General features: G+C 62.5%; 23 protein-coding genes. 15 read left to right on the top strand and 8 right to left on the bottom strand.

Annotated features, from left to right (window positions below; translation table 11 throughout):
• Positions 1-5: 5 nt before the first annotated feature.
• The 6 genes from M1D34_RS20725 to M1D34_RS20700 all read right to left on the bottom strand — a co-directional run bounded on the left by M1D34_RS20725 (position 6) and on the right by M1D34_RS20700 (position 8,608).
• Positions 6-1,268 (bottom strand): glycosyltransferase family 4 protein, encoded by a 1,263-nt coding sequence (locus tag M1D34_RS20725; RefSeq protein WP_498784132.1) that lies wholly within the window; start codon positions 1,266-1,268, stop codon positions 6-8.
• Positions 1,265-2,110 carry a class I SAM-dependent methyltransferase gene (locus tag M1D34_RS20720; RefSeq protein WP_127666183.1) on the bottom strand — a complete coding sequence of 282 codons (846 nt, stop codon included), beginning with the start codon at positions 2,108-2,110 and terminating at the stop codon, positions 1,265-1,267. Before M1D34_RS20720 ends, M1D34_RS20725 begins: the two co-directional genes overlap by 4 nt.
• A complete protein-coding gene (locus tag M1D34_RS20715) occupies positions 2,107-4,356 on the bottom strand; it encodes a glycosyltransferase family 2 protein (RefSeq protein WP_498784130.1) in 2,250 nt (749 codons plus the stop codon). The genes M1D34_RS20720 and M1D34_RS20715 overlap by 4 nt, the downstream gene beginning before the upstream one ends.
• 130 nt (positions 4,357-4,486) lie before the next feature.
• Positions 4,487-5,146 (bottom strand): calcium-binding protein, encoded by a 660-nt coding sequence (locus tag M1D34_RS20710; protein ID WP_003529018.1) that lies wholly within the window; start codon positions 5,144-5,146, stop codon positions 4,487-4,489.
• 274 nt (positions 5,147-5,420) lie between these two features.
• Positions 5,421-6,842, bottom strand: coding sequence for an HlyD family type I secretion periplasmic adaptor subunit (locus M1D34_RS20705; RefSeq protein WP_498784128.1), 1,422 nt, complete (start codon positions 6,840-6,842; stop codon positions 5,421-5,423).
• Positions 6,839-8,608 (bottom strand): type I secretion system permease/ATPase, encoded by a 1,770-nt coding sequence (locus M1D34_RS20700; RefSeq protein WP_010975741.1) that lies wholly within the window; start codon positions 8,606-8,608, stop codon positions 6,839-6,841. The genes M1D34_RS20705 and M1D34_RS20700 overlap by 4 nt, the downstream gene beginning before the upstream one ends.
• Positions 8,609-8,816: 208 nt before the next feature.
• On the opposite strand from M1D34_RS20700, the gene M1D34_RS20695 reads away from it, so the two are divergent.
• From M1D34_RS20695 to rfbD, 11 genes are all read left to right on the top strand, one after another.
• Positions 8,817-9,389, top strand: a complete 573-nt coding sequence (locus tag M1D34_RS20695) for a MarR family transcriptional regulator (protein WP_003529010.1) — start codon at positions 8,817-8,819, stop codon at positions 9,387-9,389.
• Positions 9,390-9,526: 137 nt separating this feature from the next.
• A complete protein-coding gene (locus tag M1D34_RS20690; RefSeq protein WP_498784125.1) occupies positions 9,527-10,780 on the top strand; it encodes a glycosyltransferase family 4 protein in 1,254 nt (417 codons plus the stop codon).
• A 182-nt stretch (positions 10,781-10,962) separates the two neighbouring features.
• Positions 10,963-12,435, top strand: a complete 1,473-nt coding sequence (locus M1D34_RS20685; RefSeq protein ID WP_498784123.1) for a DUF6212 domain-containing protein — start codon at positions 10,963-10,965, stop codon at positions 12,433-12,435.
• Positions 12,422-15,103, top strand: coding sequence for a glycosyltransferase (locus M1D34_RS20680; protein ID WP_498784122.1), 2,682 nt, complete (start codon positions 12,422-12,424; stop codon positions 15,101-15,103). Before M1D34_RS20685 ends, M1D34_RS20680 begins: the two co-directional genes overlap by 14 nt.
• 34 nt (positions 15,104-15,137) lie before the next feature.
• Positions 15,138-16,316, top strand: coding sequence for a polysaccharide pyruvyl transferase family protein (locus tag M1D34_RS20675; protein ID WP_003529003.1), 1,179 nt, complete (start codon positions 15,138-15,140; stop codon positions 16,314-16,316).
• Positions 16,317-16,358: 42 nt separating this feature from the next.
• The gene (locus M1D34_RS20670) at positions 16,359-17,531 is read left to right on the top strand and encodes a polysaccharide pyruvyl transferase family protein (protein WP_498784120.1); all 1,173 of its coding nucleotides are present in this window, start codon (positions 16,359-16,361) and stop codon (positions 17,529-17,531) included.
• A 67-nt stretch (positions 17,532-17,598) separates the two neighbouring features.
• Complete coding sequence (locus M1D34_RS20665; RefSeq protein WP_498784118.1) at positions 17,599-18,690, top strand: glycoside hydrolase; 1,092 nt, start codon at positions 17,599-17,601, stop codon at positions 18,688-18,690.
• Between the two features lie 22 nt (positions 18,691-18,712).
• Positions 18,713-19,594 carry a glucose-1-phosphate thymidylyltransferase RfbA gene (gene rfbA / locus M1D34_RS20660; protein ID WP_088203881.1) on the top strand — a complete coding sequence of 294 codons (882 nt, stop codon included), beginning with the start codon at positions 18,713-18,715 and terminating at the stop codon, positions 19,592-19,594.
• Positions 19,587-20,150 (top strand): dTDP-4-dehydrorhamnose 3,5-epimerase, encoded by a 564-nt coding sequence (rfbC, locus tag M1D34_RS20655; protein ID WP_498784116.1) that lies wholly within the window; start codon positions 19,587-19,589, stop codon positions 20,148-20,150. The genes rfbA and rfbC overlap by 8 nt, the downstream gene beginning before the upstream one ends.
• 11 nt (positions 20,151-20,161) lie before the next feature.
• Complete coding sequence (gene rfbB / locus M1D34_RS20650; protein ID WP_498784114.1) at positions 20,162-21,232, top strand: dTDP-glucose 4,6-dehydratase; 1,071 nt, start codon at positions 20,162-20,164, stop codon at positions 21,230-21,232.
• Positions 21,229-22,131 (top strand): dTDP-4-dehydrorhamnose reductase, encoded by a 903-nt coding sequence (gene rfbD / locus M1D34_RS20645; protein WP_498784112.1) that lies wholly within the window; start codon positions 21,229-21,231, stop codon positions 22,129-22,131. Before rfbB ends, rfbD begins: the two co-directional genes overlap by 4 nt.
• Positions 22,132-22,176: 45 nt before the next feature.
• Here the strand turns inward: rfbD and M1D34_RS20640 are convergent, their stop codons facing one another.
• Entirely contained in the window at positions 22,177-22,995 is an 819-nt protein-coding gene (locus M1D34_RS20640; RefSeq protein WP_498784110.1) for an SIR2 family NAD-dependent protein deacylase, read from the bottom strand.
• A gap of 59 nt (positions 22,996-23,054) precedes the next feature.
• A complete protein-coding gene (locus M1D34_RS20635) occupies positions 23,055-23,198 on the bottom strand; it encodes a hypothetical protein (RefSeq protein ID WP_127672122.1) in 144 nt (47 codons plus the stop codon).
• Between the two features lie 241 nt (positions 23,199-23,439).
• Here M1D34_RS20635 and M1D34_RS20630 point away from each other — a divergent pair, with 241 nt between their 5' ends.
• From M1D34_RS20630 to M1D34_RS20615, 4 genes are all read left to right on the top strand, one after another.
• Positions 23,440-23,649 carry a CsbD family protein gene (locus M1D34_RS20630; protein WP_003528984.1) on the top strand — a complete coding sequence of 70 codons (210 nt, stop codon included), beginning with the start codon at positions 23,440-23,442 and terminating at the stop codon, positions 23,647-23,649.
• A gap of 220 nt (positions 23,650-23,869) precedes the next feature.
• A complete protein-coding gene (locus M1D34_RS20625) occupies positions 23,870-24,157 on the top strand; it encodes a DUF2934 domain-containing protein (RefSeq protein ID WP_028005646.1) in 288 nt (95 codons plus the stop codon).
• A 319-nt stretch (positions 24,158-24,476) separates the two neighbouring features.
• Positions 24,477-24,974 carry a BON domain-containing protein gene (locus M1D34_RS20620; protein ID WP_127581809.1) on the top strand — a complete coding sequence of 166 codons (498 nt, stop codon included), beginning with the start codon at positions 24,477-24,479 and terminating at the stop codon, positions 24,972-24,974.
• Positions 24,975-25,028: 54 nt separating this feature from the next.
• Positions 25,029-25,388 (top strand): hypothetical protein, encoded by a 360-nt coding sequence (locus tag M1D34_RS20615; protein ID WP_498784106.1) that lies wholly within the window; start codon positions 25,029-25,031, stop codon positions 25,386-25,388.
• Positions 25,389-25,435: the final 47 nt, after the last annotated feature.

Here is a 25,435-nt window from a genome sequence, read left to right as displayed (position 1 = left end):
CCCCTTTATGCCGCTTCGATACGTGACGGTTCGATCGCTTCGATCAAATCGAGATAGCGTCGTGCGGTGGTGTCGATGTTCTCCGGTTCCCGCGCGTGCGCGGAAAGCCGGCGCGCCAAGGCACCGTCTTGCCCGAGGCGGCGCATGGCAGAGGCGAGCGCCCGCGGATCGTTGGGCGCAACGGTGAGGCCGTTTGCGCCATCCTCGATCATCTCGGCCATGCCGCCGATATTGCTGGCTATGACCGGCCGTCCGAGGGCCTGCGCCTCCTGGATGACCAGCGGGGCATTTTCCCACCAGATCGAGGGTACGATCGTGCAATCCACCGCTGCGACGAGGTCAGCAACGTCCTCACGCCGGTAGGACCCGCGCTGCTGCACGGTCGGTGCCGTTTCCTCGAACAGGCGTGTGATCTCGTCGATGAAACTCTCGCGCTGGAAGGGTGCGCCGCCGTGAACGCGCAACTCGAACTCCAGCCCCTCGGCAATGAGCTGCCGTGCCGCCTCGAGCAGTACGGCCACGCCTTTCCAGGGGTTGAGATTGCCGAAATAGCCGAAGACCGGGCGGTCCGAGCCGATCCGGCGGGCCGCTGCCGGCGCGCCGCGAGGCGGTAGCCCGTTGGGAATGACGCTGATCCTGTCTTCCGAGAGCCCCCACTCGACGAAGCGCTGCTTGAGGAACCGGCTCGGTGATACGAACCGGTCCACGTCGCTCAAGAGGGCCTTCAGATGGCGTTCGCGCAATGTGAAACGGTCGAGCGCGATGTCCTTGAAGCAGGCATGGCACCTGTCGGGGCTCGCCCCGTGGCAAAGTTCCTTGCCGCTCGTTCTCACCATCAGCCCGTCATGGTGACAGATGGGATAATAGTCGTGCAGCGTCATGACGATCCGGCACTGCGGCAGGGTTCGCCGGACGATATGCGGAAACTCCGCGCCGAGCAGGAGCAGATGGTGGATATGGACGACGTCCGGCCTGAAGTCGCGCAGCAGCTCCGCAATATCCGGAACGACGCCATAGAGATCGATCTGGCTCATGAAGAAGCGGTCGAAATGTCCGGACCACAACAGCAATTCGTCCCCTGCGGGCCCGATGCCTTGAAAGCTGGTGCCAGGCCGCGCCTGGCGGTGGATCTGGTTCGTGGCTCCGAGAAAGAGCGCTTCGCAGCCGGCACGCTTGTAGGCGCCGAACAGGTCGTGGGCGAATATCTCCGTGCCTCCCGGGTGGAGGGCCGGATGGTTGTGAGCCGCCACGAGCACGCGCATGCTCACGCTCCGCCTCCCCGGCGTTCGGCGACGAAGATGTCCTGATAGTGCTCCGCTTCCTTCCCGCGCCAGGCGCCGAGCGCCTTCAGGGTGATTGCGAGACCGGCCCGGTCGAGGGCGCCGTCAAGAAAGCCGTCGTCGAAACCGACGGCGGCAAGGCGTGGCATTTCCGGGACGTACCAGCACGGCCCGTCGCCATCGCGGGCGAAGGAAAGGCGCGCGTCGCGCCGGCCGCTCTCGTTGGCCGCCGCGACGTGATCGACCACGAAGGCGGTCATGAAGAGGCGGCCGCCGGGTTTCAGAAGCCTTCCGACCTCTCGCAGATAGACGATGACTTCGTCCGGCGGCAGATGCGTCACGATCGACGTCATGATCACAAAATCGAAGTGACCGTCGGCATAGGGCAGTTTCAGCGCATTGCCGCTGATCTTGCCGCTCGGATTATAGAGTTCATGGGCAATATCGACACGCTGGAACGCGAAATTCGGATAGACCGAAGTGATGAAGCGGCGGCACCAGCCGATGCCGCCCTCGACCGGATCTATCCCGCTGTAGCGTCCCTTCTCGAAATCCAGATACTGGGTGAGCGGAACGGCCATGCGGCCGATGCCGCAGCCGATATCGAGAACGCGGCTTTCCGGACGCAATCCCCCCAGCCGAATGAAGTGGCCGAGGAATTCGACGCCCACCGCCCTGAAGGAGCCGTCGCCGACGAAGACACTGTCGGGATTAGGTTCGGGAAGGAAGCGGTTTCGAAGAATGCTCCCCAGCAGTGCCTCCACGCGTTCGTCGCGGGCGGGCAGTTCCGTGGCAGCTGTGTTTTCCTGGCGCAGCGCAGTCTCGCTCATGCGGCGGTCCTCGTTGCCGCGCCGATGCCGAAGAGAGCCGGCATTTGGTCGCGGCCGCCGAGATCGGTTTTCATCAATTCGGTGATGTCGTTGTTCCAGCGTTCGGTGTGCAGCCACGAATTGTACTGGCTGGCGACCCCGCGCATATAGTCTTCGCTGCGGCGGATCGAGCGGCGCTCGAAATGATAGAGACACGCCGACGGCTCGTAGGCGATATCATAGCCGCACCGGCGGATTTTCAGGCACAAATCGCTGTCCTCATAATCGCCGATCACATAATCCTCCGTGTATCCGTCCACGAGCTCGTAGATCTCCCGACGCGTCACCAGGCACGCACCGGTGATGCCGGGAACGCTGCGGGCAAGTTGAGCCGGTGCGTAGTCGCCAGGCATGCCCTTGTGGAAATGATGGTTGAGCCATATGCCGCGCTGGTCGCGAGCGAAGTAGAGTCCCGCGTGCTGGAGCGATCCGTCCTCGAAGATCAGCTTCGGGCCGATCGCGCCGAGGCTCCTCTGCTCCATCAGCGGCCGGATGAGCTTCTGCAGCCAGCCGGGCGCTGACGGAACGACGTCCGAGTTCAGCATGACGACGACCGAGCCGCGGGCGAAGCGCGCGCCGGCATTGCACGCCCGCGCGTAGCCGCTGTTGCGGTTCATCACCACAAGCTTCATCGGCAAGCCGTGGAGGAGATGCAGTCCGCCAAGCAGATGCTCCGTCTCGTCCTGAATCTCCGGCGAATCCAGAACGTAGATGATCTCCGCATTGCTTGCGAGCCAGCGATCGGTCGCCATCCCTGATAGCTGGAACCGCAGGAAGTCGAGGACGCGGTAAAGCGGCACGACGATCGAGACCAAGGGCGCCTTTTCGGGCAGGTCGTAATCCTTGGTGTAGTCGACCTTGGCCGCTCTTCCCAACCTCTGCTCCACGTCCTGCAGGGCGGGGGCAAGGATCGTCCGGAAAGCCTGGTCGATCGCGTGCTGCGGCGGGACTGCGCGCAGTATTCGGTTGCGCTGCGCCGAAGCCTCGAAGGGTTGCGGCTTCGGCACGAGCGGTTTCACAGCACCGGAAGCCAGCCGCATCTGGAACCGCGGCTGGAGCAGGGCGCCCGGCGTGTCGTTCGACGGCAGCCAGGCGACAAAGCCGGTCACGTCGGCTCGCGATTTCTCGTCCGCTCCGCGTGCCCAGGCGGGAAACTCGTACCAGTTGCCGTCGAGCGGTATCGCCGTGCCGTCCTCCGTGAGGTAGTCGATGCCGGCGAGAGTGGCCGTCGGATCATGGGTCCACCCCCCGGCAAGCAGACCGCCGGAAAGCGTCAATGCGAGGTCCACCTCCGCTGAAGGATGCATTGCGGACCTGCCGATCCGCCTTTCCGCGAGCGGTGTCCGTAGCTGGAGGTCGACGGCTGTCGCAAGTCCACCCTCGGGTGTCGTCGAGAGCCAGCGGACGACGAATTCGCGAAGCTCCGGCGTACCGCCCCGTTCCGCCCACCAGGCCTGGAGGTTGGCGCAATGAGGATTGCCGGAGGAGAGTTCGCGCACGGCAATGCCCCTTTTGCCGACAAGCACGAAAGACTGGGGGTATCGGGGGGACTCGACGATGAAATGGCAAGGACGAAGATTGTGCTCGCGTTGGGCGCCGATCAGCGCTGGCGACGCCAGTGGCAGGATGGCGTTGGCCCCGAGGGCATAGATGCCGCTGATCTCGCCGAAGTCGGGGCTGATCGCGGTCTCGATCAGGTATCGGCCCTGGGCGATCGGGCATGCAATCTTGGCGGGCGCCGGCCGCGATGTCAGCGCCTGAAGCGCGTCCTCGACGAGGCCGATGAAGAACGGGTCCCTGGACAGACGGAACGCGCTCCGCCAAACGGTCAGCAGATTGTTCAGGAACTTTACGCAGCCCTCCGGCGTGAGTGCGGCAAACAGGTCCTCCACGTCGAGGGGCGGAAGTTCACCGACGGGCCGGAGCACGATCGTCTGAACGACGTCGCTTTCGATGTAAATCTGCCCGCGGCTCGCTTCGGCGCCCGGGCGCATGGCCCAAAGCACGCGCTGGCCACCCTCCGCAAGAGAAAGGATCGTGCTGACGAGCGGGACGGGTTGCTCCGGCATGACGAGCGTGTGTTTGGCTGCCACCGGCAACTTGGCGCGAACGTCCGAGATCAATACTGCCACTTCGGAACCGAGCCGAAAGACCCTCGCGTCCTCGAAAATGCCGCTGGCGCTCCGCGTACGGTCGTCAAACGTCACACGCCACTCCTCTGACTAATTCTGGGATGGTGCGCCCCACGGGAGGAGGGCAGGGCGCACCGTTCGAAGCCAATGCGGGATGATGAAAAGCCGCCTGCGGTTTTCCACCCGCATCCCGCATCTCAAACTATCAGTGGACAGTGAAGTAGTTTTCGGGATGGGCCTGAATGTCTTCGGCGTCGGCATTGACCAGCGTCAGCGTGTCGCCATGGCCGAGGTCGATGACGACATTGCCGCCGACCTGAGTGATACGCGAAGCGAGATCCTCGGGCGCGGTGACGTCGAGGCCGTTGATACCCTTGGATATCTGCAGGACGTCTTCGCCGGGGGTAAAGTCGAGGATGACGTCGTTGCCGCCGCCGCCGTCGAAAACGAAGATATCACTGCCCTGACCGCCGGCAAGAAGGTCGGACCCGGCGCCGCCGTCGATGACGTCGTTGCCGGCGCCGCCGAGCAGCACGTCGTTGCCTCTGCCTCCGAGGAGGAAGTCGCTGCCGGCGCCCCCAAGGAGAATGTCGTTGCCGTTATCGCCATAGATCAGGTCGTCACCCGATCCGCCGACCAGGATATCGTTGCCATTTTCGCCATAGAGAACGTCGGTGCCTTCGCCGCCGAACACGGTGTCGTTTCCGTTGCCGCCGAACAGCAAGTCGTCACCATCGTCGCCGAAGATGATGTCGTCCCCATTGCCTCCGTTGACGAAATCATCACCCCCATGGGCGCGGATGAAATCGTCAAAGCGGGAGCCAAACAGGGCGTCGTCGTATGCGCCGCCTTCCAAAGTGGCCATCTGCTTCTCCTCTTCGTGGTTTGATGCATGCGTCATCGGCACGGAGCCGAGGATTGCGTGCCGGAGTGTGCACTGCAATAATTACGAACGCAACACAGATGCATAAAATAAAACAGCGATATTTTGATAGAAAGAGGGTGTCCGAAACATATCTCTATGCTGTGCCAATATTGGTACAATATAATTTTAGGAGTAATTCTGACGGAAATGCAGACAAAGCGCTTCAAATTTTAAAGTAATTTACGACGAGAAGAGATATCAAGAGTTAGACAGGTCAGTCCTCCCGAAAAGCCCGGTTGAAACTGTCGGAGACTGGGGCGACGAGGTAGTCGATTGCCGAACGCGATTTGTGCACGATCAGCACTTCCGCGGGCATGCCGGGATAGAGGCGGATGTCCGGGTTGGCGGCGAGCGATTCAGGCGCCACCTCCGCCCGTGCGACGAAATAGGCAACGTTGGACTTCTCATCCACGGATTGGTCTGCCGCGATATAGGTTACCTTGCCTTCCAGAGGCAGGTGCGAGCGCTGGTTATAGGCCGTCAGACGGATTTGCGTGCTGGAGCCGATCGTTATGCTGTCGATGTCACGCGTGCTGACATGCATCTCGACAAGCAGCGGTTCGTCCTCGGGGACGATGTCGAGAAGCGGCTGACCGGGGGTGACGGCACTGCCCGGCGTCCGCAGCTGAATGTTGGCGACGATGCCGGCCTGAGGGGCACGGATTTCCAGGCGGCGAAGCACGTCCTCGGCGGCGGTGATGCGCTGCTCGACTTCCGCAAGCTCCAGGCGCGCCGTGGTGATCTCTCCGGCGATCTCCGACTGGAAATCGGATTCGATGCCGATGAGCGCAAGCTCGGCCCCCGCCATCGCCTTTTCCGCCTGCGCCTTGTCGCCCGAGAGCTCGCCGCGGGTTGCGGCGAGCTCGCTGAGCCGTGCGTCGATCTCGATGAGTTTCGAGCGCTGGGCGAAGGCTTTTTCGACAAGGGTCGCTATAGCCGTCCGCTGTTCGTTCATCAGCTCGATCTGCCTGTCGGTCGCCTGAAGCTGGGCTGTCAGAGACTTCGCCTTCTCCGAATATTCCTCGATCGTCTTGCGCTGGATTGCCAGCCGGCTCTCCTTGGCCTCGCTCCGCTTCTCGAAAAACGCTTTCTCCGCCGTTACCGCATCCGCGGCAGCCTCGCCTTCGGAGACAAGATCGGCCGGGAAGCTCACCGCATGCAAGCCAGCCCGCTCGGCCCGCAGCCGTGCCAGTTTTGCGATCAGGCCGACACGGCGGCTCTGCAGCGCCTGCAGGTCGGAGCGGGCGCGCGTATCCTCGAGCTTCATTAGCGGCTGGCCGGGAGCGACATGGTCCCCCTCCTGAACGAGGATCCGGCCGAGCACGCCGCCCTCGAAGTGGCTGACCGTCTTGCGCTTAGAATCGACGACGATCGTGCCGCTGGTGACGGAAGCACTGCTGAGCTCCGTCGAGAAGGCCCAGCCGAAGAAACCGCCGAAAGCAACGAGGATCGTCGTCAACCCGGCGATGACGAGGCGCCGGATGGGCGAATGCGTGTTGTCCTCCGAAAGGTCCGGCTCTGGCATTGCCGCGGAGAGACGAGCCGGCGCGGCCATCGGCAGGCGGCGTTCCGGGCTCTCAGTCTTCACGGGCGGCTGCAGGTCGAGGCGAACCGGCAGGATCTTTTCCTTGTTCATGATGCGGTACCTTCGCGTCTTGTTTCGCCCGGCATCATGGTCGCCACCACATCCGTTCGCGGGCCGAACTGGCTGATGCGGCCGCCTTCCAGCACGAGCAGCTTATCGGCCACCTGCATGATGGCCGGCCGGTGGGCAATCAGGATGACGATGGCGCCGTCGCTGCGCGCCTCGTCGATCGCGCGTATGAGGGCGCGCTCGCCGAGCGCATCGAGATTGGCGTTGGGCTCGTCGAGGACGAGCAGGCGTGGCCGGCCGTAAAGGCAGCGCGCCAGCGCGATGCGCTGCCGCTGCCCGCCGGAAAGCGTCAGATGCCCATCGCCCACCGGCGTATCATAGCCGAGCGGCAGTCGTCCGATCATGTCGTGGACGTCGGCGAGCCGCGCCGCCTCGAGCACCTTGTAGGGATCGCTCTCCGCCATTCGGGCGATGTTTTCACGGATGGTTCCTTCGAGAAGGGAAACCGATTGCGGCAGATAGCCCGCGATCTGTCCGAAAGAGCTCCGTTCCCAGAGGTAGACGTTGTTGCCGTCGAGGAAGACGCCGCCGGCAGTGGGCTTCAGAATGCCGACCAGAAGCCGCGCCAGCGTGGATTTGCCCGCCGCGGAAGGGCCGACGATACCAAGCACCTCGCCGGGTGAGAGCGAGAAGTTGATGCCCTTGATGATCGGCACGTCGATGCCCGGTGCCGCGTAGACCAGCTTGTCGACGACCAGGTCGCCTTCGGAGCGCGGCGTCGGCATGGTCTGGCGAACGGCCAGGTCTTCCTTCAGTGCCGTTTCGACGCGACGCCAGCTTGCGATCGCCAATACCCATTGGCGCCAGTTCTCGATGACTGAATCGAACGGCAGCAGAAGGCGGCCCACGAGAATGGTGGTCGCCATCATCGCGCCCGGCGAGATCTCCTGTCTCATCACCAGCAGGGCACCGGTGCCCAGCGACACCACCTGGATGGCGAAGCGCAGCGAACGGGTGATCGAGGCCATCGCCCTGCTTCTGATCCCGCTGGCCTCCAGCACGCTGAGCGCGTGCAGTTGCGCTGCGCGCCATTTCTGGGCGAGCGCCGGCAGCATTCCCATGGCTTCGATGGCTTCGGCGTGACGTAATGTCGCACCTATTTTCGACACTGCCTCAATATTAGCCTGGCTTGCCTCTTTCATGAGCTGGCGCGTCAGGAGGTCGTTGAGAAGGCCGCAGCAGACGAGTACCACGACGGAGATCGCACCGATCAGTCCGAAGAGGGGGTGCAGCAGGAACAGAACACCCAGAAAGATGGGCGACCAGGCGGCGTCGAGGGGGGCGCTCACCGCCGAAGAGGTGAGGAAGCCGCGCAGCTCGGTGAGGTCGCGCAGCGACTGCGTCGCGCGCGCAAGTCCCTGATCGGCCGATGCCTGGACGGCGGCGGTCAGGACCGGCAGGTTCAGCCAGCGGACCACGGCGCTGCCCATGGCCTGAAAGGTGAGGGCGCGAATGTAGTCGAGCACGCCCAGAACGATCAGCGCGCCCAGGGCGAGAATCGTCAGCATGACGAGCGTATCCATGCTCTGGCTGTTCAACACCCTGTCATGCACCTGCATCATATAGAGGGGCATGGTGAGCTGCAGGAGGTTGATGCAGGCGCTGAGCAGGGCTGCATAAAGAAGCGTCACGACGAACACACGCCGGGCCCGCAGAACCAGCAGCTTCGGCGCGATTGTTCCGTTTTGCGCCGGTGTTGCCCGGTTGGGGCCCTTGCTAATCAAAGGATTTCGAACAGTATCACGCATGGGGCGATCTTCTAATTAGCGCATTCGCGGGTTTCATGGGGCGATCTGGTCCAGATTCACTCAAATCACAGTATTGTTGCGATAAGTGTGACACAATAAACATCGCCAGCTCAAGAGCACGCAATTTCGGGGCAGGGGTGTTATGAAATTACTTCAAGTTTTGAAGTAATTTTCCGGAATTGGAAGTACGTTCCCAATGGAGAGAGGGATGAACCACAGGATACTCTATCCGTTCGCAGACTTTGGAGACACTGTTGCAATCCTTCCCGCGAATGAAACGCAGCGGAAAGGCCTCGATACCCCTGTAGACGATCGTGACGGAGATGATTCGCTCGTCACCTATTTCGAGCTGGCCCGGGTCATGGAGCGTGCAAGCCGCCGCTTTTCCGGCCTATTGCGTGCGGAACTGACAAAGCTCGGGGTCGAAGATATCGGTCCCGCGCAGGCGATGGTTCTTCTGGCCATCGGCGAGGCGGAGCTCTCGGTGGGAGAGCTTCTGGACAGGGGCCACTATGTGGGTTCGAACATCTCCTATTATCTGAAGCAGCTTGCCGACGGCGACTACATCGACCGGATCGCATCGCAGCGTGACAAGCGTTCGGCCCGCATCCGGCTTTCAGAGAAAGGCAGGCAGCTTTGCGCCGGCCTGCGTCAGGCGGCTAAGGGCTACGAACGCGCCCTCAGCCATGGCGATCAGGACCGGCGGAATCTGGAGACCGCCTTCCAGACACTGCACCGCCTCGAACTCGTCTGGGGGAATGCCGCACGCTACGGCATCTGATGCTCCATCTGCATGTTCCTCAAAGCGTAACCGAGCAAGGGCGGTAACATGCAGGAAATCCAAATATTGCAACGAGCTTTGCGCGTCCCTTCGGACGCGCGGCGCTGCAGGTGTGATCGATCACTGACAAGTGGCTTATGAAGATGCATGTAGCATTCGTACACCGCCGTGGGTTCGGCCAGTTCGCCGCCCTGGCAAGACATCTGGCTGAGGCGGGGAACGAGGTGACGCTGGTGACGGAGACCGTGGACCAGCGGATACCTTCCGTCCGGGTCGTCCGGCATCGGGCGGAACCCGGTCCGCAACCGAATCCCCACATCGCGCGCCATCTTGGCGTTCCCGACCATCATGTGCGGATCGGACACAGGGTAGCGGAAACCTTCGACGCGATGGGCCGCCTTGGACAGACCCCCGACATCGTTATTGGTCATATAGGCTGGGGCAGCATGATGTTCGTGAAGGATGTCCTGCCGCGCGTGCCGGCACTCGGCTATTGCGAGTTTTTCTATCGGTCGGAAGGGGCGGATGTCGGCTTCGCGCCGGACGACCGTCCCGACTCCGAGACGCGTAAGCGCTTGCGCCTCCGCAACATCGCGCAGCTGCTGTCGCTGGAGGCGATGGATGGCGGTATCAGCCCGACCAATTGGCAGAAGAGCCTCTATCCTGCCGACGCGCGGCAACGAATCGCCGTTTGCCATGAGGGAGTGGACACGCGCCGTTTCCGCCCTGACCCGGCGGCTTCGCTGAAGCTGCCGGACGGGCGCGTACTCAAGGCCGGCGATCCCGTCGTCACTTTCGTGGCACGGGACCTCGAGCCCTACCGGGGCTTTCCCCAGGCGCTGGAGGCGGCGGCGAAGGTCGTCCGGCGGCATCCGGACGCGCTGTTCGTCTTCGTCGGCGGCGATGGGGTGAGTTACGGCGCGCCGCCCCCTGGCGGGGGATCGTGGAAGGATCATCTGCTTGCGTCTCTGGATGTCCCGCGTGAAAGGCTCATCTTCCCCGGCGTCGTGCCGCATTCCGTGCTACGTCAGCTTTTTCAGATATCGGCGGCGCATCTCTACCTCACCTATCCTTTCGTGCTTTCCTGGTCGGTGCTTGAGGCAATGGCCTGCGGCGCTCTTGTCATCGGCTCCGATACCGCGCCGGTTCAGGAAGTCATCCGCTCCGGCCGCAACGGTCTTCTCGTCCCGTTCTTCGATACCGATGCGCTCGCCGAGACGATCGTCGGGGCATTGAACCGCCCGGACAACTTCCGCGAACTGCGCGGCGCCGCGCGCAGAACGGTCGAGCAGAGGTTCCGGTTGGACGACTGCCTCGCGCGCCAGTTGACGCTGATCGGCAATCTCACCGGTCGAAATGCTGCGCAAGCGAAAGAAACGCAGTTTGTCTGAATATTGCTTCAATTTTTGAAGTATAAACACCGGGCAAAACCCCAAGAATCTATTGTTGTGCACTGCGGAATCCACGGATATGGTTTGCTTCATGAGGTTCTGGAGCGCAATTATTTCCGGGCCATCAATTTTCATCTTCTGGATAAATCGATTTATTCTGGGGTCGCTGCGTGCAAGAGTTGATGTCTTCTAACGTGAGGCAGTCGCCGGCGAAGCGAAGGCTGGTTGTAGCATCCGGTCTGGACCGGGAAAATTTCGAAGGGAGCGAAATCGAGCATCTGGTTCATTTTCTCGAACCGGCTGCAGCCTCGCGATTTCCCCTGCAGAACGCCTTTCCTCTGATCGCGCTTGCCTTCTCGGATGAGGGTGAAGCCGATCTGCGGGAAGGACTCCCGTCGATCAATGCTCTCGGCACCATCCCCGAGATACCGCTTAAGCGGATCGACGTCGACGGTAAAGCGGAAAGCCTTGCGCTCGTGCGGTCGCTGGTGGAGGGTGGAGTGGGCCGGCTCTCCCGCTTCACGTCGTCGGTAACCGCCGAGCTCGCCATTCTGCGACGTGAGCGGGAAACGCTGCTCGAAAATTACCGCGCGCTGGAAGACGCCTTCCAGGCCCGCAATTGGGAACCGGTCGCGGAGATATTCGCCCACGATCCTTATGCCGACCCGAAGGACGAGGGCATCGGGCAGCTCCTTGCGACGGGCTGTGTCGAGCAGCTTCTTCCGGTCTCCAGTCTTGGCGTGGCGGGGATCGCCCTACACCTTCATTCCGTGCCCAGGGACGGCGGCGAGCTGGTCGTCATGCTGGGCTATGTCGAGAATGGCGAGGGCGTGGCCGAATGGACCGTGCCCTATGTGCAGCTCGCGGCAAACTGGAATTTCCTCGCCCTGCCGCGCGCTTGCGGCGGCGCAGCGAGAACGCTGCGGCTCAGAATCTCAACGACCGGCACGGAGACTGTAGGGCTTTCACTCGGCTATCCGATCGCGAGCGAGCGGTATACGGCCCGCTCGGAAATCCCGCATCCCGATCTCGATCTCCGGCCCCTGGCGTTCCGCGTCTTTACGGGACTGCCCGGCGTCAAACCGACGCGCATGCCGAACATGATCGCTCCGACCGCCCTGCTCGAGGGCCATTTCATCGAGGACTATCGTCTGGCGGTCGAATTGCTGAGCCAGATCGTCGACGTTTCGGTCACGCCGGTCGTTCCCGAGTTCCAGACCGTCCGCTTCCTCGAGCATGAGAATGCGGTCGTTTGCCACCCGCTGCCGAGTGGAATCTCCGCCGGCACGATCGGCCGCGCCGTGGAACCCGGCACCATCTCCTTCTCCGCAAGCGCGATCATCGATCACCCGAAGGGCGCACCCGCGGCCGTGAGCTTCCTGCTCGCTCCGGCGAACTCCAATGCGCGCTCGGAAGTGGCGGAACTCGCGCGCAAGGGTGCTGCCAAGCCCTCGGCCTTCTTCAGCGGCTGGCGCGAGGTCACCGCCGAGCAGGCGGTCAACGTGAACTTTCAACTGGATAAGCCCGTGCGTGAGCCGATGGACCTCATGATTCTCAGCCGTGCGGTCACGGATACGGTCGATTTCTCCTGGCTCAAGGTCTCCGGCTTCCGATTGGTAAAGCAGTCCGCAGGGGCGTCCAATGTCCGGAAATAAGGAAAACTCGGACCTGATCGTGGTGGCAATGCCGCTTTACGGCCATGCGGCCCTCGTCCTGGAGGCGATCGAGTCCGTGCTCGCTTCGAAGCTTGCCGGGTGCCGGGTGGCAGTGGTGGTATCCGTCGATGGTGATCCGCGACAGGAGACATTCGATCAGTTGCTGCTCTATGCGGCGGCCCATCCTGCGGTTCATGTGCTTTTCGGGGCCAATGCAGGGCCGGGCGGGGCGCGCAATCGCGCGATCGACTACGTGCTCGCGAATCTGCCGGAAGCCGAGGCCGTCTATTTTCTCGATGCCGACAATCGCGTGCTGCCGGGGACCATCGAGACTCTCTACCGGCAACTGCGCGCCAGCGGCTGCGGCTGGATCTATACCAACATCGACACGTTTTCGGTGAGCTGGCGCGCCCATTACGGCAATCGCTACTCGCGGCTTCTGCACTGCATCACGGACAATATCTGCGACACCGGCTCGATGATCTCGATCGACGTGTTCCGGGCGGGGGTCCGCTTCGACGACGACAGGCAGAACGGTTTCGAGGATTGGGAATTCTGGCTGTCCTGCATCGAGCACGGCTTCGTGGGGGCGCCGTGCCACGACACGACCTTCGAATACCGGCTGAGGGCGGAAAGCCGCTTCAAGGAGGCGAACCGCGATCGCGCCGCCTCGGTGAGCTTCCTCAGAAAGCGCCACCGGGCGCTGTTCCAGCGGCCAATGCTGGTCGATTTCGAGCACGAGGAATGCCCGCGCTATCTTTTCGCACGGACGGAAGATGCTGCCATTTCCTTCTTTACGGATCCGACCAAGACGCCCAGGCGGCTTCGTCTCGACGATATCATTCCAGCCTTCTGGGCGAGCATCGGCGAGCCTGACAACGTTCACTTCCCGCCCTTCCTGATCGCCGGAAGCGGTGCCACGCTCGATCTGCTGCTGCGCTCCCGGATGCTGCCGAACGTGCTCTCCCACCTGGAGCGCCTGAGCGAGAAGGCCAACGTGGTTTTCGTCCAGCTTGGCAACGATGCGGCTCAGCGCAAGATCGAGCCGGTCTTCCTGGAGGCCGGCGCCCAGCACAACGCACCGGCCGACCTCATCTTCCTGTCCACTTCGCTCGTGCGCGACGTCATTCATAACAAGGCGCTGGACTGGTTTGCCTCCATCGGCAACCAGCAGGTATGGCCGACATCGGCAATTCTGAAAGTCCGCTTCCCTTTCCCGAGAAGCCTGCCGCGCCGCTCGCTCATCACGCCCCAGCAGGTGATGATCAACTGCGTCAATGCCATCGCGACCAGCCCGCTGCGGCGGACCGCCGGCAAACGCTGGACCTGGCGTCCGGCACGGCTCGTTCCCTATTCCGACCTCCACAAGGCGCTTCGCCACGAGATCGGTGGCTCGCCCGTGTTGCCGCTCGGTCATAGCGAGGGAAGCAGGAAAACCGCAGCCCTGCTTGTTCCGAATGCATCCTTCGGCGGCGCCGAGAAGGTCGTATATGCGGCCTCGCGCGAGCTGAAGGCCGCCGGCTACGAGACCCATCTCTTCGTGCTCGGCACATCCAGGATGGATGTGATCGACGAGTTCGATCAGAGCTTCGACTATATTCACTTCTGGGACCAAGGCATTCCCGCCTGGGGCGGCTCCGGCTCGTTCCTGGGGCAGGACTTCATCGCCGAGGGCCACGACGTCGATTGGGCTGCACTCAAGGGTCAGCTTTCCGGCTTCGACCTCGTGATCAACAATCACGTCATGGCGGTGCATCCGCTTATCGCGCGGCTACGCTCAGAGGGAACGCGCACGGCCTGCTACCTTCACGTGGTCGACAATACCTCCTTCAAAAGGCCCGCCGGTCAGCCCTTCGCGGCGATTGCCCACGAGCATTGCTACGATGCCTTCCTGACCTGCTCGGAGCAGCTCAAGATCTATCTGCACAGCTTCGGCGTTCCCTATGAAAAGATCTTCGCCGTCCCCAACGGCGCGAGCTTCTCCGTGCCGCCCAAGGTTCTCGCGGAGGTGCTGTCGGTCAGGCGCATCGAACGCAAGGACGATCGGCTTCGGGTCCTCTATATGGGTCGGCTCGATCAGCAGAAGGGGATCGACCGTCTCGCTGCGGCGTTCGCCGAATTGCGGGCTTCGCGCGTGCCCTTCGATGCCCGGGCGATCGGCGGGGAAATACTCGCGGATGCCACCTTGTCGTGGACGGATCGCCTGAAGGACCTCGGCGTCGAGGTGCGCCCGCCGGTGTTCGCAAGCAAGGACCTGATCAAGGCCCTCGGTTGGGCGGATGTCCTTCTGATGCCGTCGCGCTGGGAGGGCGCTCCCTTGATGATCGCTGAGGCGCAGCAGCTCGGCTGCGTCCCGATCGCGACGGCAGTCGGTGCAGTCGACGAACTCATAACCGCCGGCGAGGACGGCATCCTCATCGAGGCCGCCGCCGATCCCCAGGTGGTCCGGGACATGGCAAAGGCCATCGAGGAGGTGGCCAACAACCGCCAGATGCTCGCGCCCCTGATGGAGGGGTGCCTGAGAACGGCGGCACGCCGCTCATGGACGTCCTCCTTTTCCGAGTTCCTCGGCTGGTGCGACCGTTCCGTGAACAATTCATCGCTTTCGCGCGCAACGGTCATCCGTGGGCGCGAAGCATCCAATCCCGGAGTTGCGGCCGTGGGCTGAGGCCCCGCCGGTTTCAAGAAGAAGGGTCGATTGCATGCGTCCACGGATCCTCGTGACGGGAATTCCTGGTCATTACACGCGCCTCGCCAACGGCGCCCAGGGATTGTCCGTCTCCTATTCGGAGCGACAGAAACAGCCCGAGACGAAGGAGGAGTTTCTCCAGGAGCTTCGCAATATCAGCAATACGGGAAATTACCTGATCGGCGAGGGCGCGCTGCGGGCGATTGCCCCGCATGCGAAGCAGGTCCCCTTCTGGCACCTCTATAATTGCAGCCAGAACGGCGTCGGGCTCGACGAGTTCAACGCCAATTTCGACATCTGCGTCTTCACCTGCGCGAACCTTCTGCGCAAGGGCCTGTCTGCGGATGCCGAAGCGGAAGTGCTGGGCAAGCTCAAGATGCCGATCGTCATGCTCGGCATTGGCCTGCAGAACCGCCGAGACCTTGAAAACAGCCTGCCGGAGGGCACGAAGCGGCTTCTGGACGTTCTCAAGGAGCGTGAGCACTATTTCCTGACGCGCGGGTTCGAGACCGCCGGCTTCCTCAAGGACCAGGGCTTCTCCTATGTCCAGCCGACGGGCTGCCCTTCCATCTATCTGATGCCGCACAACATGCGCGCCTCGCTGAAGAAGCTGCCCAATGTGCCGGTCGGCAAGGCGCGGACCATCTTCTCCGGCTATCTGGGTGCCAACCACGATTGCATCGTCGACGCCGCGGCGCTGGCGCCCGAGGGTTCGCGTCCCCAATACGTCATCCAGGACGAGTTCCTCCATTTCGACATGAACGTCGAAGCGAACGGCGACGGCCGCGTCTACGACTCCGCCTCCGGCACGATGCTCGGCGAACTGAGCTATCCGGGCACCGAAAGACTGAAAACGCCCTTCGACGTGCGGACCTTCTTCGATACGAACCAGTGGCGTGCGTGGGCGTCTTCCATGGATTTCAATTTCGGCCGGCGTTTTCACGGCTCGATCATCGCGATGCAGGCGGCCGTGCCGAGCCTGATGGTGGCAGTGGACGACCGGATGCGCGAGATGCTCGGTTATACGGGCCTGCCGGCGATCGACGCAGTCGAGGTCGACAAGGCGGAAAACCGCGCCGAATTCGTCGCCGACCACCTGGCCGGGCTCAATGCGTCCGAACTGGTCGACAGGTATTCCGATCGCGAGCGCACGTTCCGCTCGGCGCTCCGGGAGATCGGGATCGGGCAATAAATCTACGCGAACGTTTGCAGGCTCTAATCTCAGGTGTAATCGATGCGTATCTTGCTTACGGGAATCCCGTCCTATCTGCAGCGAACCGTCTCGGGCGTGTCCGGCGCGGAGGTTCGGCACAGGCCCTATTTCGACGAGGTCAGAACCAAGAAGGAACTGATCGATCAGGTCAAGAAAATCGCCAATACCGGCAATTATCTGATCGGCGAGGGCGCGGCCCATGCTCTTCGCGGGCATGACGTCACCTATTTGCCCTTCTGGCATCTCGTCAACAGCCGGAACTCCGACGAGGCTTATGAAAGCCTCAACGAGGAATTCGACATCTGCGTCTTCGCTTCGGCCAACCTCCTGCGCCCGGGCTACTCGGCGGATCTCGAGGCGGAAGTCTTCGAGAAACTGAAGATGCCGGTGGTGATCATGGGGATCGGTATCCAGCGGAGGGAAGGGCTCAAGGAAAACCTGCCTGCCGGCACGCTCAAGTTCCTGGAGGTGCTTAGGAGCAAAGAGAGCTTCTTCCTCACGCGCGGTTATTTCACGGCCGAGTTCCTGAGGGAACAGGGCATGAAGTTCGTGAAGCCGACGGGTTGCCCCTCGCTCTTCTTCGCGCCGGCCGAGATGAAGCGTTCGCTCGCCGCGCTCGCCAATCCGGAGCTCGCTTCCTCCCAGAAGATCGCCTTCGGAGGCTATCTCGGAAGCGTGGCCGACACGATCGTCGACGCCCACGCGCTGCTGAAACCGGACAGCGTCGCGAGCTACGTCATCCAGGATGAGGTGGTCGCCTACAACCTCTCCCTTCCTGTGGACGACGACTTGCCCGTCTACGACCGCGCAAGCGGGCGCATCACCGGCCAGACCGCCTACAAGCATTCGGAGAAATGGCAGCGCAAACACGAGCTCCTGGTGTTCTTCGACACCAATCAATGGCGAAGCTGGGTCTCCGCGCGCGATCTCTGCTTCGGCCGGCGTTTTCACGGCTGCATCATCGGCATGCAGGCGGGCGTGCCGTCGCTCATGATCGCCGTCGACGATCGCATGCGGGAAATGCTGGAATTCATCGGCTTCCCCTACATGGAGGCGGCAGTCTGGAACCGGGAGCAGGACAGGAAGGCCTATCTTGCCAGCTTCCTCTCCAAGATCGATTCGCAGGCTGTCATCGACCGGTACTCGGCCTGTGAGAGCAACTTCCGCAATGCTCTGGCGCATGTCGGGCTCTAGAGCAATTCCGGGGAAAGTTCGAAGCGGTTTGCGGCCCGGAACTTCGGCGAAACGAAGAGCGGGAGCATTGCTCCTTGGCGCTTTGCTGACGCTTTCCGCACCCACGCATGCCGATGAAGCTTCGGCGGCTCGCATTGGGGTCAATCGGATGAATCTCGCCTGGCTGTCCCGGGGCGACCAGGAGAGAATTCTGACGGACATCGCCGCGAGCGGCGCGACGGATGTCCGCCTTTCGCTTTCGCGTCCGGTGGACAAGAGCATAGAGGCGCTGGCAATCGCCCACCGGCTGGGTCTGCGGATCCTTCTCGAGATCCAGCTGGGAAACAAAAGTTACTATCCCCAGAGCGTAGGACCGAGAACGGGCCATGGCCGCATCTGGGATGTCTATCGACTGTCGGACTTGGATCTCGCCCGGTATCGCAGGGAATTGCAGCAAGCGCTTCAGCGCATCGATGCCCTCGGCATTCGTCTTGTAGGGGTCGAGCCGGGAAACGAAATCAACTATGCCGGCTACAACGGCGATCTTGCCGTCTATCGTAAGCCGGGCGCCCGGACACCGCGCAGCATCGCCGAGCTACGGGAGCGGGCAAGGTTTGAACGCGGCCTCGACAACTACGTCAAGGCGCTGGAGATCAGCCGATCGGAGCTGCGCAACACCGTGCACAGCCGCGACGCAGCCGTCATTTCCGCCGGTCTCTCGGATATGAGCGCCGCGGAGGCCGACAGGCGCGGGATGGAACGGCTCGATCCCGGCGAATTCGTCGCGCTCCTTCGTCAACGCGGCATCGACAGTCTGGTCGATGCCTATGGCATCCACATCTACCCCGGAAGGAAAGCCGCGCCCGCCATTTCAGCGCGGGTCAGAAGCCTTCTCGACTTCTGCCGGACCGCGGCAACCGGCAAGTCCTGCTGGGTCACGGAATGGGGGATCGCAAACAAGGCGCGCTCCTGCCCGGTGGACGATCGATCGCGAGGAGAGGCGATCCGCGTCATGCGCGCGACCTTCGGCGAACTGATCGATGCAGGCCGATTGACGGCTGCCTACTATTACGACTGGGACACCGAGCCTTCCTATAGCCTCTGGCGCTGCGGCAAGCTCAGTCCCGTCGGCGCCGCGGCGATCGGACCGGGCGATGGTGCAGGAGCGCAAGCACGATGATGACCTCGACCGGAGTGGGCGCATGAAGGGCATCATCCTTGCGGGCGGCCGGGGAACCAGGCTCTACCCGGTGACGATCTCGGTTTCGAAGCAGCTGCTCCCCGTCCATGACAAGCCGATGATCTATTACCCACTCGGCATGCTGATGCTGGCCGGTATTCGCGAGATACTGGTGATCACCATGCCCCGGGACCGGCCGCTGTTCGAGGAGTTGCTTGGGGACGGCAGCCAGTTCGGCCTCGCGATCTCCTATGCCGAGCAGCCGGAGCCGAACGGGCTTGCCGAGGCCTTCATCATCGGTCGGGATTTCATCGGCAACAGCTCCGTGGCGCTTATCCTCGGAGACAATATTTTCTACGGCGCCGGCTTGCCCGAGCTTTGCAGCGATGCCGCGGCCCGGCCGAGCGGTGCCACGATCTTCGCCTATCGTGTGGATGATCCCGAGCGCTACGGCGTCGTCAGTTTCGATGGAGAGACCGGGCGGGCCGAGACGATCGAGGAGAAACCGGAGCGGGCGAGATCGAGCTGGGCGGTGACCGGTCTTTATTTCTATGAAAACAGCGTGCTTGAGATCGCTTCTTCAATAAAACCTTCAGCACGGGGCGAACTGGAAATCACCGATGTCAACCGGGCCTATCTGGAGCGCGGCGACCTTCACGTCTGCCGCCTCGGACGGGGCTATGCCTGGCTCGATACGGGCACGCACGACAGCCTGCACGATGCCGCTTCCTTCGTGCGCACGATCGAGCACCGGCAGGGCGTCAAGATCATGTGCCCGGAAGAGATCGCCTTCGAGCTCGGCTACGTTTCGGCGGATCAGGTGCTCCAGCGTGCCGACCTGCTCGGTAAAAACGACTATGCGATCTATCTTCGGCGACGGGTCAGGGAGCTCTCGGATGCTTGAAGTCAGGTCCCTGGGCCTCGACGGGGTTCTGGAAATCGTCCCGCGCAGACTCGGCGACGAGCGCGGCTTCTTTTCGGAGACCTACAATGCGGAGACCCTCGCCGCCAACGGCGTCGCGGCGATCTTCGTACAGGACAACCATTCCTATTCCGCGGCTGCGGGCACGCTGCGCGGCCTGCACTATCAGCTTGCGCCCAAGGCGCAGGCGAAGCTCGTTCGCGTTGTTCGAGGCAGGGTGTTCGATGTCGTGGTCGACATTCGCAAAGGGTCGCCGACCTTCGCGAAATGGGTCGGTCTCGAACTCTCGGCCGAAAAATGGAACCAGATTCTGGTGCCTGTCGGCTTCGCCCACGGCCTCGTGACGCTCGAGCCGGAAACGGAAGTAATCTACAAGGTAAGCGAGCATTACAGCGCTGAGCATGAGCGGTCCATCCGCTACGACGATCCTGAGATCGGCATAGGCTGGCCTGCCGCTACCGACCGTCTGCAACTGTCCGCGAAGGACAGGAACGCACCATTGCTCCACGAATCCATTCTTTTCGAGTTCACCGCGTGAGGGGAGAAACCATGCGAGTTTTGGTAACGGGTGGCGCGGGTTTCATTGGATCGGCGGTTTGCCGGCACCTGATCCGAAACGGGGCCGAGCGCGTCGTCAATGTCGACAAGCTGACCTATGCCGGCAGCCTTGCGTCGTTACGGGCGGTGGAAAGCGATCCGCACTATGCTTTCTACCGGGCCGATATCCGCGACGAACAGGTTCTGCTCCAGGTCATGCGCCGGGAGCGGATCGATGCGATCATGCATCTTGCTGCCGAGAGCCATGTCGACCGCTCGATCGAGAGCCCCGACCCGTTTATGGAGACCAATGTCCTCGGCACGGTGCGGTTGCTCAACGCCGCACTGGCCTACTGGTCGGGGCTCGGCACCGAGGAGCGGGGGCGCTTCCGGTTTCACCATGTCTCGACCGACGAAGTCTTCGGCGACCTTCCGTTCAACCGCGGGATTTTTTCCGAGGAGACGCGCTACGCACCCTCGTCCCCTTACGCGGCTTCTAAAGCAGCGGCGGATCACTTCGCACGTGCGTGGTACCACACCTATGGTCTTCCGGTGGTGGTCTCGAACTGCTCCAACAATTACGGCCCGTTCCATTTTCCCGAGAAGCTGATCCCCCTGACGATCATCAATGCCGTAGAGGAGAAGCCGTTGCCGCTCTACGGCTCGGGAGCGAATGTCCGCGATTGGCTCCATGTCGACGATCATGCGACTGCGCTGGAACTGGTCGTCAGCCGGGGCAGGCCAGGGGAGAGCTACAATATCGGCGCCCGTGCCGAGCGCAACAATCTGTCGGTCATGGAAAGCATCTGCGATCTGCTCGACGTCCGGTTGCCGCGAAAGGGCGGTGACAGCTATCGGGACCTCATCACTCTTGTCCCCGACCGGCCCGGCCATGACCGCCGCTATGCGATCGATCCGTCGAAGGCCGAGCGTGAGCTTGGCTGGAGGCCGAAGCGGAGCTTCGAGGGCGGGTTGAGCGAGACTGTCGACTGGTTTCTCGCAAACAGGTGGTGGTGGGAGCCGATCCGGCGCGAGCGCTATTCCGGCACCCGCATCGGCGGGCAGCATCGGAGCGTTGCGTGAGAATTGCCGTGACCGGCTGCGAGGGCCAATTGGCCCTCGGCCTCGTGGAACGGTCTCGTAGGCGGTCGGGAGTGGAGGTCGTTACGATCGGGCGGCCGCACCTCGATCTCACAGAGCCGGCAACGATCCTGCCGGCGATCGAGCGATGCCGGCCGGACCTCGTCGTCTCGGCGGCAGCTTATACGGCCGTCGACCAGGCCGAAAGCGAGCCGGAGGCGGCTTTCGCGGTCAACGCGTTCGGGGCTGGCGCGGTCGCGGAGGCGGCCGCCTGCCTCGAAGTGCCGATCGTCCATATTTCGACGGATTATGTCTTCGACGGGAGCAAACCGGGGAGCTATGCAGAGGGCGACACACCGGCTCCGCTTAGCGTCTACGGCGCTTCCAAGCTTGCCGGAGAAAGCGCAGTTGCCGAGGCAACTCCCCGCCATCTCATCCTGCGCACGGGCTGGATCTACAGCCCCTTCGGGAAGAACTTCGTCAAGACCATCCTGCGGCTCGCAGAGGAGCGCGAAGATATCGCCGTCGTTGCGGATCAACGGGGAAATCCGTCATCGGCGATCGACCTTGCGGACGCGATCCTCGATATTTCCGCGCGGCTCACGAAATCCCGTCAGGACGCCGCTTCTGGCCTCTACCACCTCGCTGGCGCGGGCGTCGTAAGCCGGGCCGATTTCGCGCGGCATGCTCTTGCGGCGAGCCGTGCCGCAGGCGGGCCCTGGGCGCATGTTCGGGACATCGCGACGGGTGCGTTTCCGACACCTGCAAGCCGCCCTGCAAACTCGTCGCTGTCGAGCGCCAAATTCACCGCGGCCTTCGGCCAGGCCATGCCTGCCTGGCAGGTTTCCGTGGAGCGAACCGTAAGGCGGCTTGTCGCGAACGTTTCGAGGGAAACCAGTTAGAGCGGAACGCGGACGGAAAGCCGCACGCACTTTCCTCATCCCAACCTAGCCGCCGAGTTCGGCGCGAAGACCTTGGATGAAAGCGAGAAGCGCCTGCTGCGGATCCGCGCCTTCGCCGGCGAGAACGGTTACGCCCCAGTTTCTGAGCACCGCTTCCTGCACGGGATTCGGCCGGTACATGAAGACGTAGGAGGGAGGCCGGTCCTTTTCGTGTCCGGATCTCCGCCAGGTGCTCCAGATGCGGTGGAGAAGCAGGCGGATGTTCAGGTCCGACATGCTGTAGCCGATGAACAGCACGGTCGCCTCGAGTGCGTCGCTGCGAAAGCGGACGTCCAGCGGAGAGTCGAAGGACAGCCGGTTGAAATAGTCGGTTTCGGTCAGGATGAGCGTGTCTTCATCGTCGAAGTCGCCGTGATACTTGATGATCCGCGTGACGCCTGCGGGCGCGGAGGCGATGTCGCGCACGTGGCTGATCTTTGCATAGCGCTTGCCGTAGACGTCGTAGGCGATTTCCAGATTGCTGTCGTAGTTGGTCGTGTAGATCACCGGAAAGTCGAGCTCGACGATCAACCGATGCAGCTCCGAGCGTTCGATGCGCTCCGGCGAGACGCGCCAATTTTGCCGCATCCATTCGCACAACGAGGCGATGTCCCCGTGTTCCAGGCGATAGCATTCGGCGATCGTCTGATAGGAGATGTCGGGATCGTGCATGACGGAATCGTCCAGGCGCAGCTCGCTCAGAATGTGATCGACCAGCGTTTTCCACGACGGCAATCCGACGCTCATCGACACGCCAGCCCCGACAAACAGGACCGCGTGCCGGCGCTTCAGCGCCGAAACGATCTCCTTGGTGTGTTTCTTCATGGTCGCTCCTGTTCGGAGCGCTCAACACACGAGGCGGGTAGATGTTCCCTCCTGCGCCTTTACTGTCGGGCTGCCGCCTTCTGGGCGTCGGCACGGGCGGGTGGATCGGGCGCAGCCCATTCCACGGCCGCGATGGCGGAGCCGAGCAGGAGGGCGGGCAGAGCGAGCGCCGCGAAAAACCGCAGCACGTGACGGCGACGCATGCGCTTCTTATCCTGATCGTAAACCATCTTCCGCCCCGCCCTGGATAGATTGGAAACAGCCCTCGTGCGATAGAAGCAGAGAAGCCCCTCAAGGTCGAGTTCCCTGGGTAACACAACTATGTGTCTGTAACGTCACGTCCGACGGCCGGCTTCCCGGAAAGCACGATCGCCGCCGGCTCGATGAACCAAATGCGTTCTCATGAGTTCCATCTTCAATGCAATTGAACCAGGAGGACTACTCATGGACTGGAATCGTGTGGAAGGTAACTGGAAGCAGGTCAAAGGGAAGGTCAAGGAGCAGTGGGGCAAGCTCACCGACGATGACCTGGACCAGATCTCCGGCAGCCGCGAGCAGCTCGAAGGAAAGATCCAGGAGCGTTACGGAATCGAGAAGGACCGTGTAAGGCGCGACATAGACGATTGGTACGGCCGCCAGACCTGGAATTGGTGATCAGCGAAACGCCGATCGAGGACCCGCCTCGGCGGGCCTCGATCGATCGATTTTCCCCCCAACGATTGTTCCCCTTGATGGAAGGCGAAGATAGTTGCCTGACAAACAGCGGATAGTCGATCTTGGCTTCCGCCGCCGGAGCTATGCGCCTATGCTCGCGACTGAAGTCCGAAGCCGGTAGGCCGGCACTAACCTGCGTTTCGCTCAGGAGGCCCAGCCCATGACCACCGAGAATGAACGGGACAACCGCATTCGTACACGCGCCTATGAGCTGTGGGAAAATGACGGAAGACGTGACGGAGACCATGAGCGGTACTGGCACGAAGCCGCTCGGCAAATCGACGCGGAGGGTCATTCCGGTCTTGCCTCGGACCTGCAGCCCGGTGGGACGCAGCCCGGCGGTGGACCCGCCAGGGGCGTCGGGAGCATCGGAAACGAAGGGCCCGAGAAGGCCAAGGCTCCGCCCCGCGGCGCAGGCCCGCGGCGGGGTACGGCGAAGAAACTATAGAGAAGAGCAGGCTTCGGCGCAGCCGGGGAACGAGGCCGGGCCCTAAGCCTGTCTGTCCCGGACGGCCCTGCATCGGCGCCTGCTGCCACGTAACCCAATCAGATCGAGTTTCAGCTCTCCTTCGCAATGGTTGTCCAGGTCGACCGTGCCATCACGGTCGACCCTGCCGTGGCGTCTGACCTTTGGCTGGGGCGGAACAACCGGAACCGGGTTTGGTTACCCAGTGATCGCACCCGCCCTTGGGTCCTGTCACCGAAAACCGGATTGAACAAAAGCCAGCCGGTTTTGTTTGACTTCTGCAGAATGAAAGGAGATCGCAATGAAAGTGCCCCGTAAGGAAAAGGCGCTCTCGCGCGACGAGGACTATCGCGACTATGAGGAGCGCGATCTTCGCGAAGGATGGCCCTACTCGGACGGTAGCGGCAGTACCTCGCGCAGCCCCGAAAACAGAAGCTATGGCGCTACCGGCGCGAATTTCGATGAGGACCGCGGAAAGGGCTTCATCGTGGATGAGGCCGGCGCGGACGGTCTTGAGGAAAATCCCGCGGACAATGGTCGTCCTCTGCCGCCAGACCGCATCGACAGCGACGAACTCGAAGCGGTGATCACGGATCTGCTTGGCCAAAGCGGTGAAGCCGAGGCAAACAGCATCGACGTGCGCGCCGATAGAGGCGTCGTGACCCTGGAAGGTGCTGTCGAAACCTTGGCGATGGCGCGCCGGCTCGCGGCAGCGGTGGAGGCAGTGCCCGGGGTCCTGGAGGTTCGCAACAATCTTCAAACCCTTGGCGTCGATTCGCACATCCCCGACGACGGGTAGCGAGGACGCCTTTGCGGTTGCGGCGCCGCCGCCGGGACATCGATGGAGGGTCCAATGTCAGTGTTCGAGGTATTGGTCGAGCAGGAAGTGGCCGAAAAACTCGGCGTCGCCGTGGTCATGTTGACCCGGGAGGACAGCCGTGGTCTCCCCCGCAAAGGGATCATGCTCACGCACGAACTCGTCGACGACGCGTTCGAAGGTGATCGTGAGCGTGCGGCTGAAGCGGCACGATCCGGCGTGATCGACCATGAGGCGATGCGCCGGATCGAAAGTCCGGACAGGCTGGTTTATCACCCGCGAGGCGCAGCCGATCCTGCCGCATGGACGCTTGCCGCATTCAGCCGCGACGATTTGGGACTGTTCGAAGGACCGGTCCGTTCCGGTGGGGCCGGGGCGGGCGGCATCCAGGTTTAGATTACTTCCAACTGTGTAGCGGTTTTCCGTCCTAGAGCGTTTCAGTG

It is taken from the genome of Ensifer sp. D2-11, from assembly GCF_054161295.1.
The sequence above is the reverse complement of the archived record's forward strand: the minus strand, read 5'-3'. Positions and strand labels throughout refer to the sequence as shown.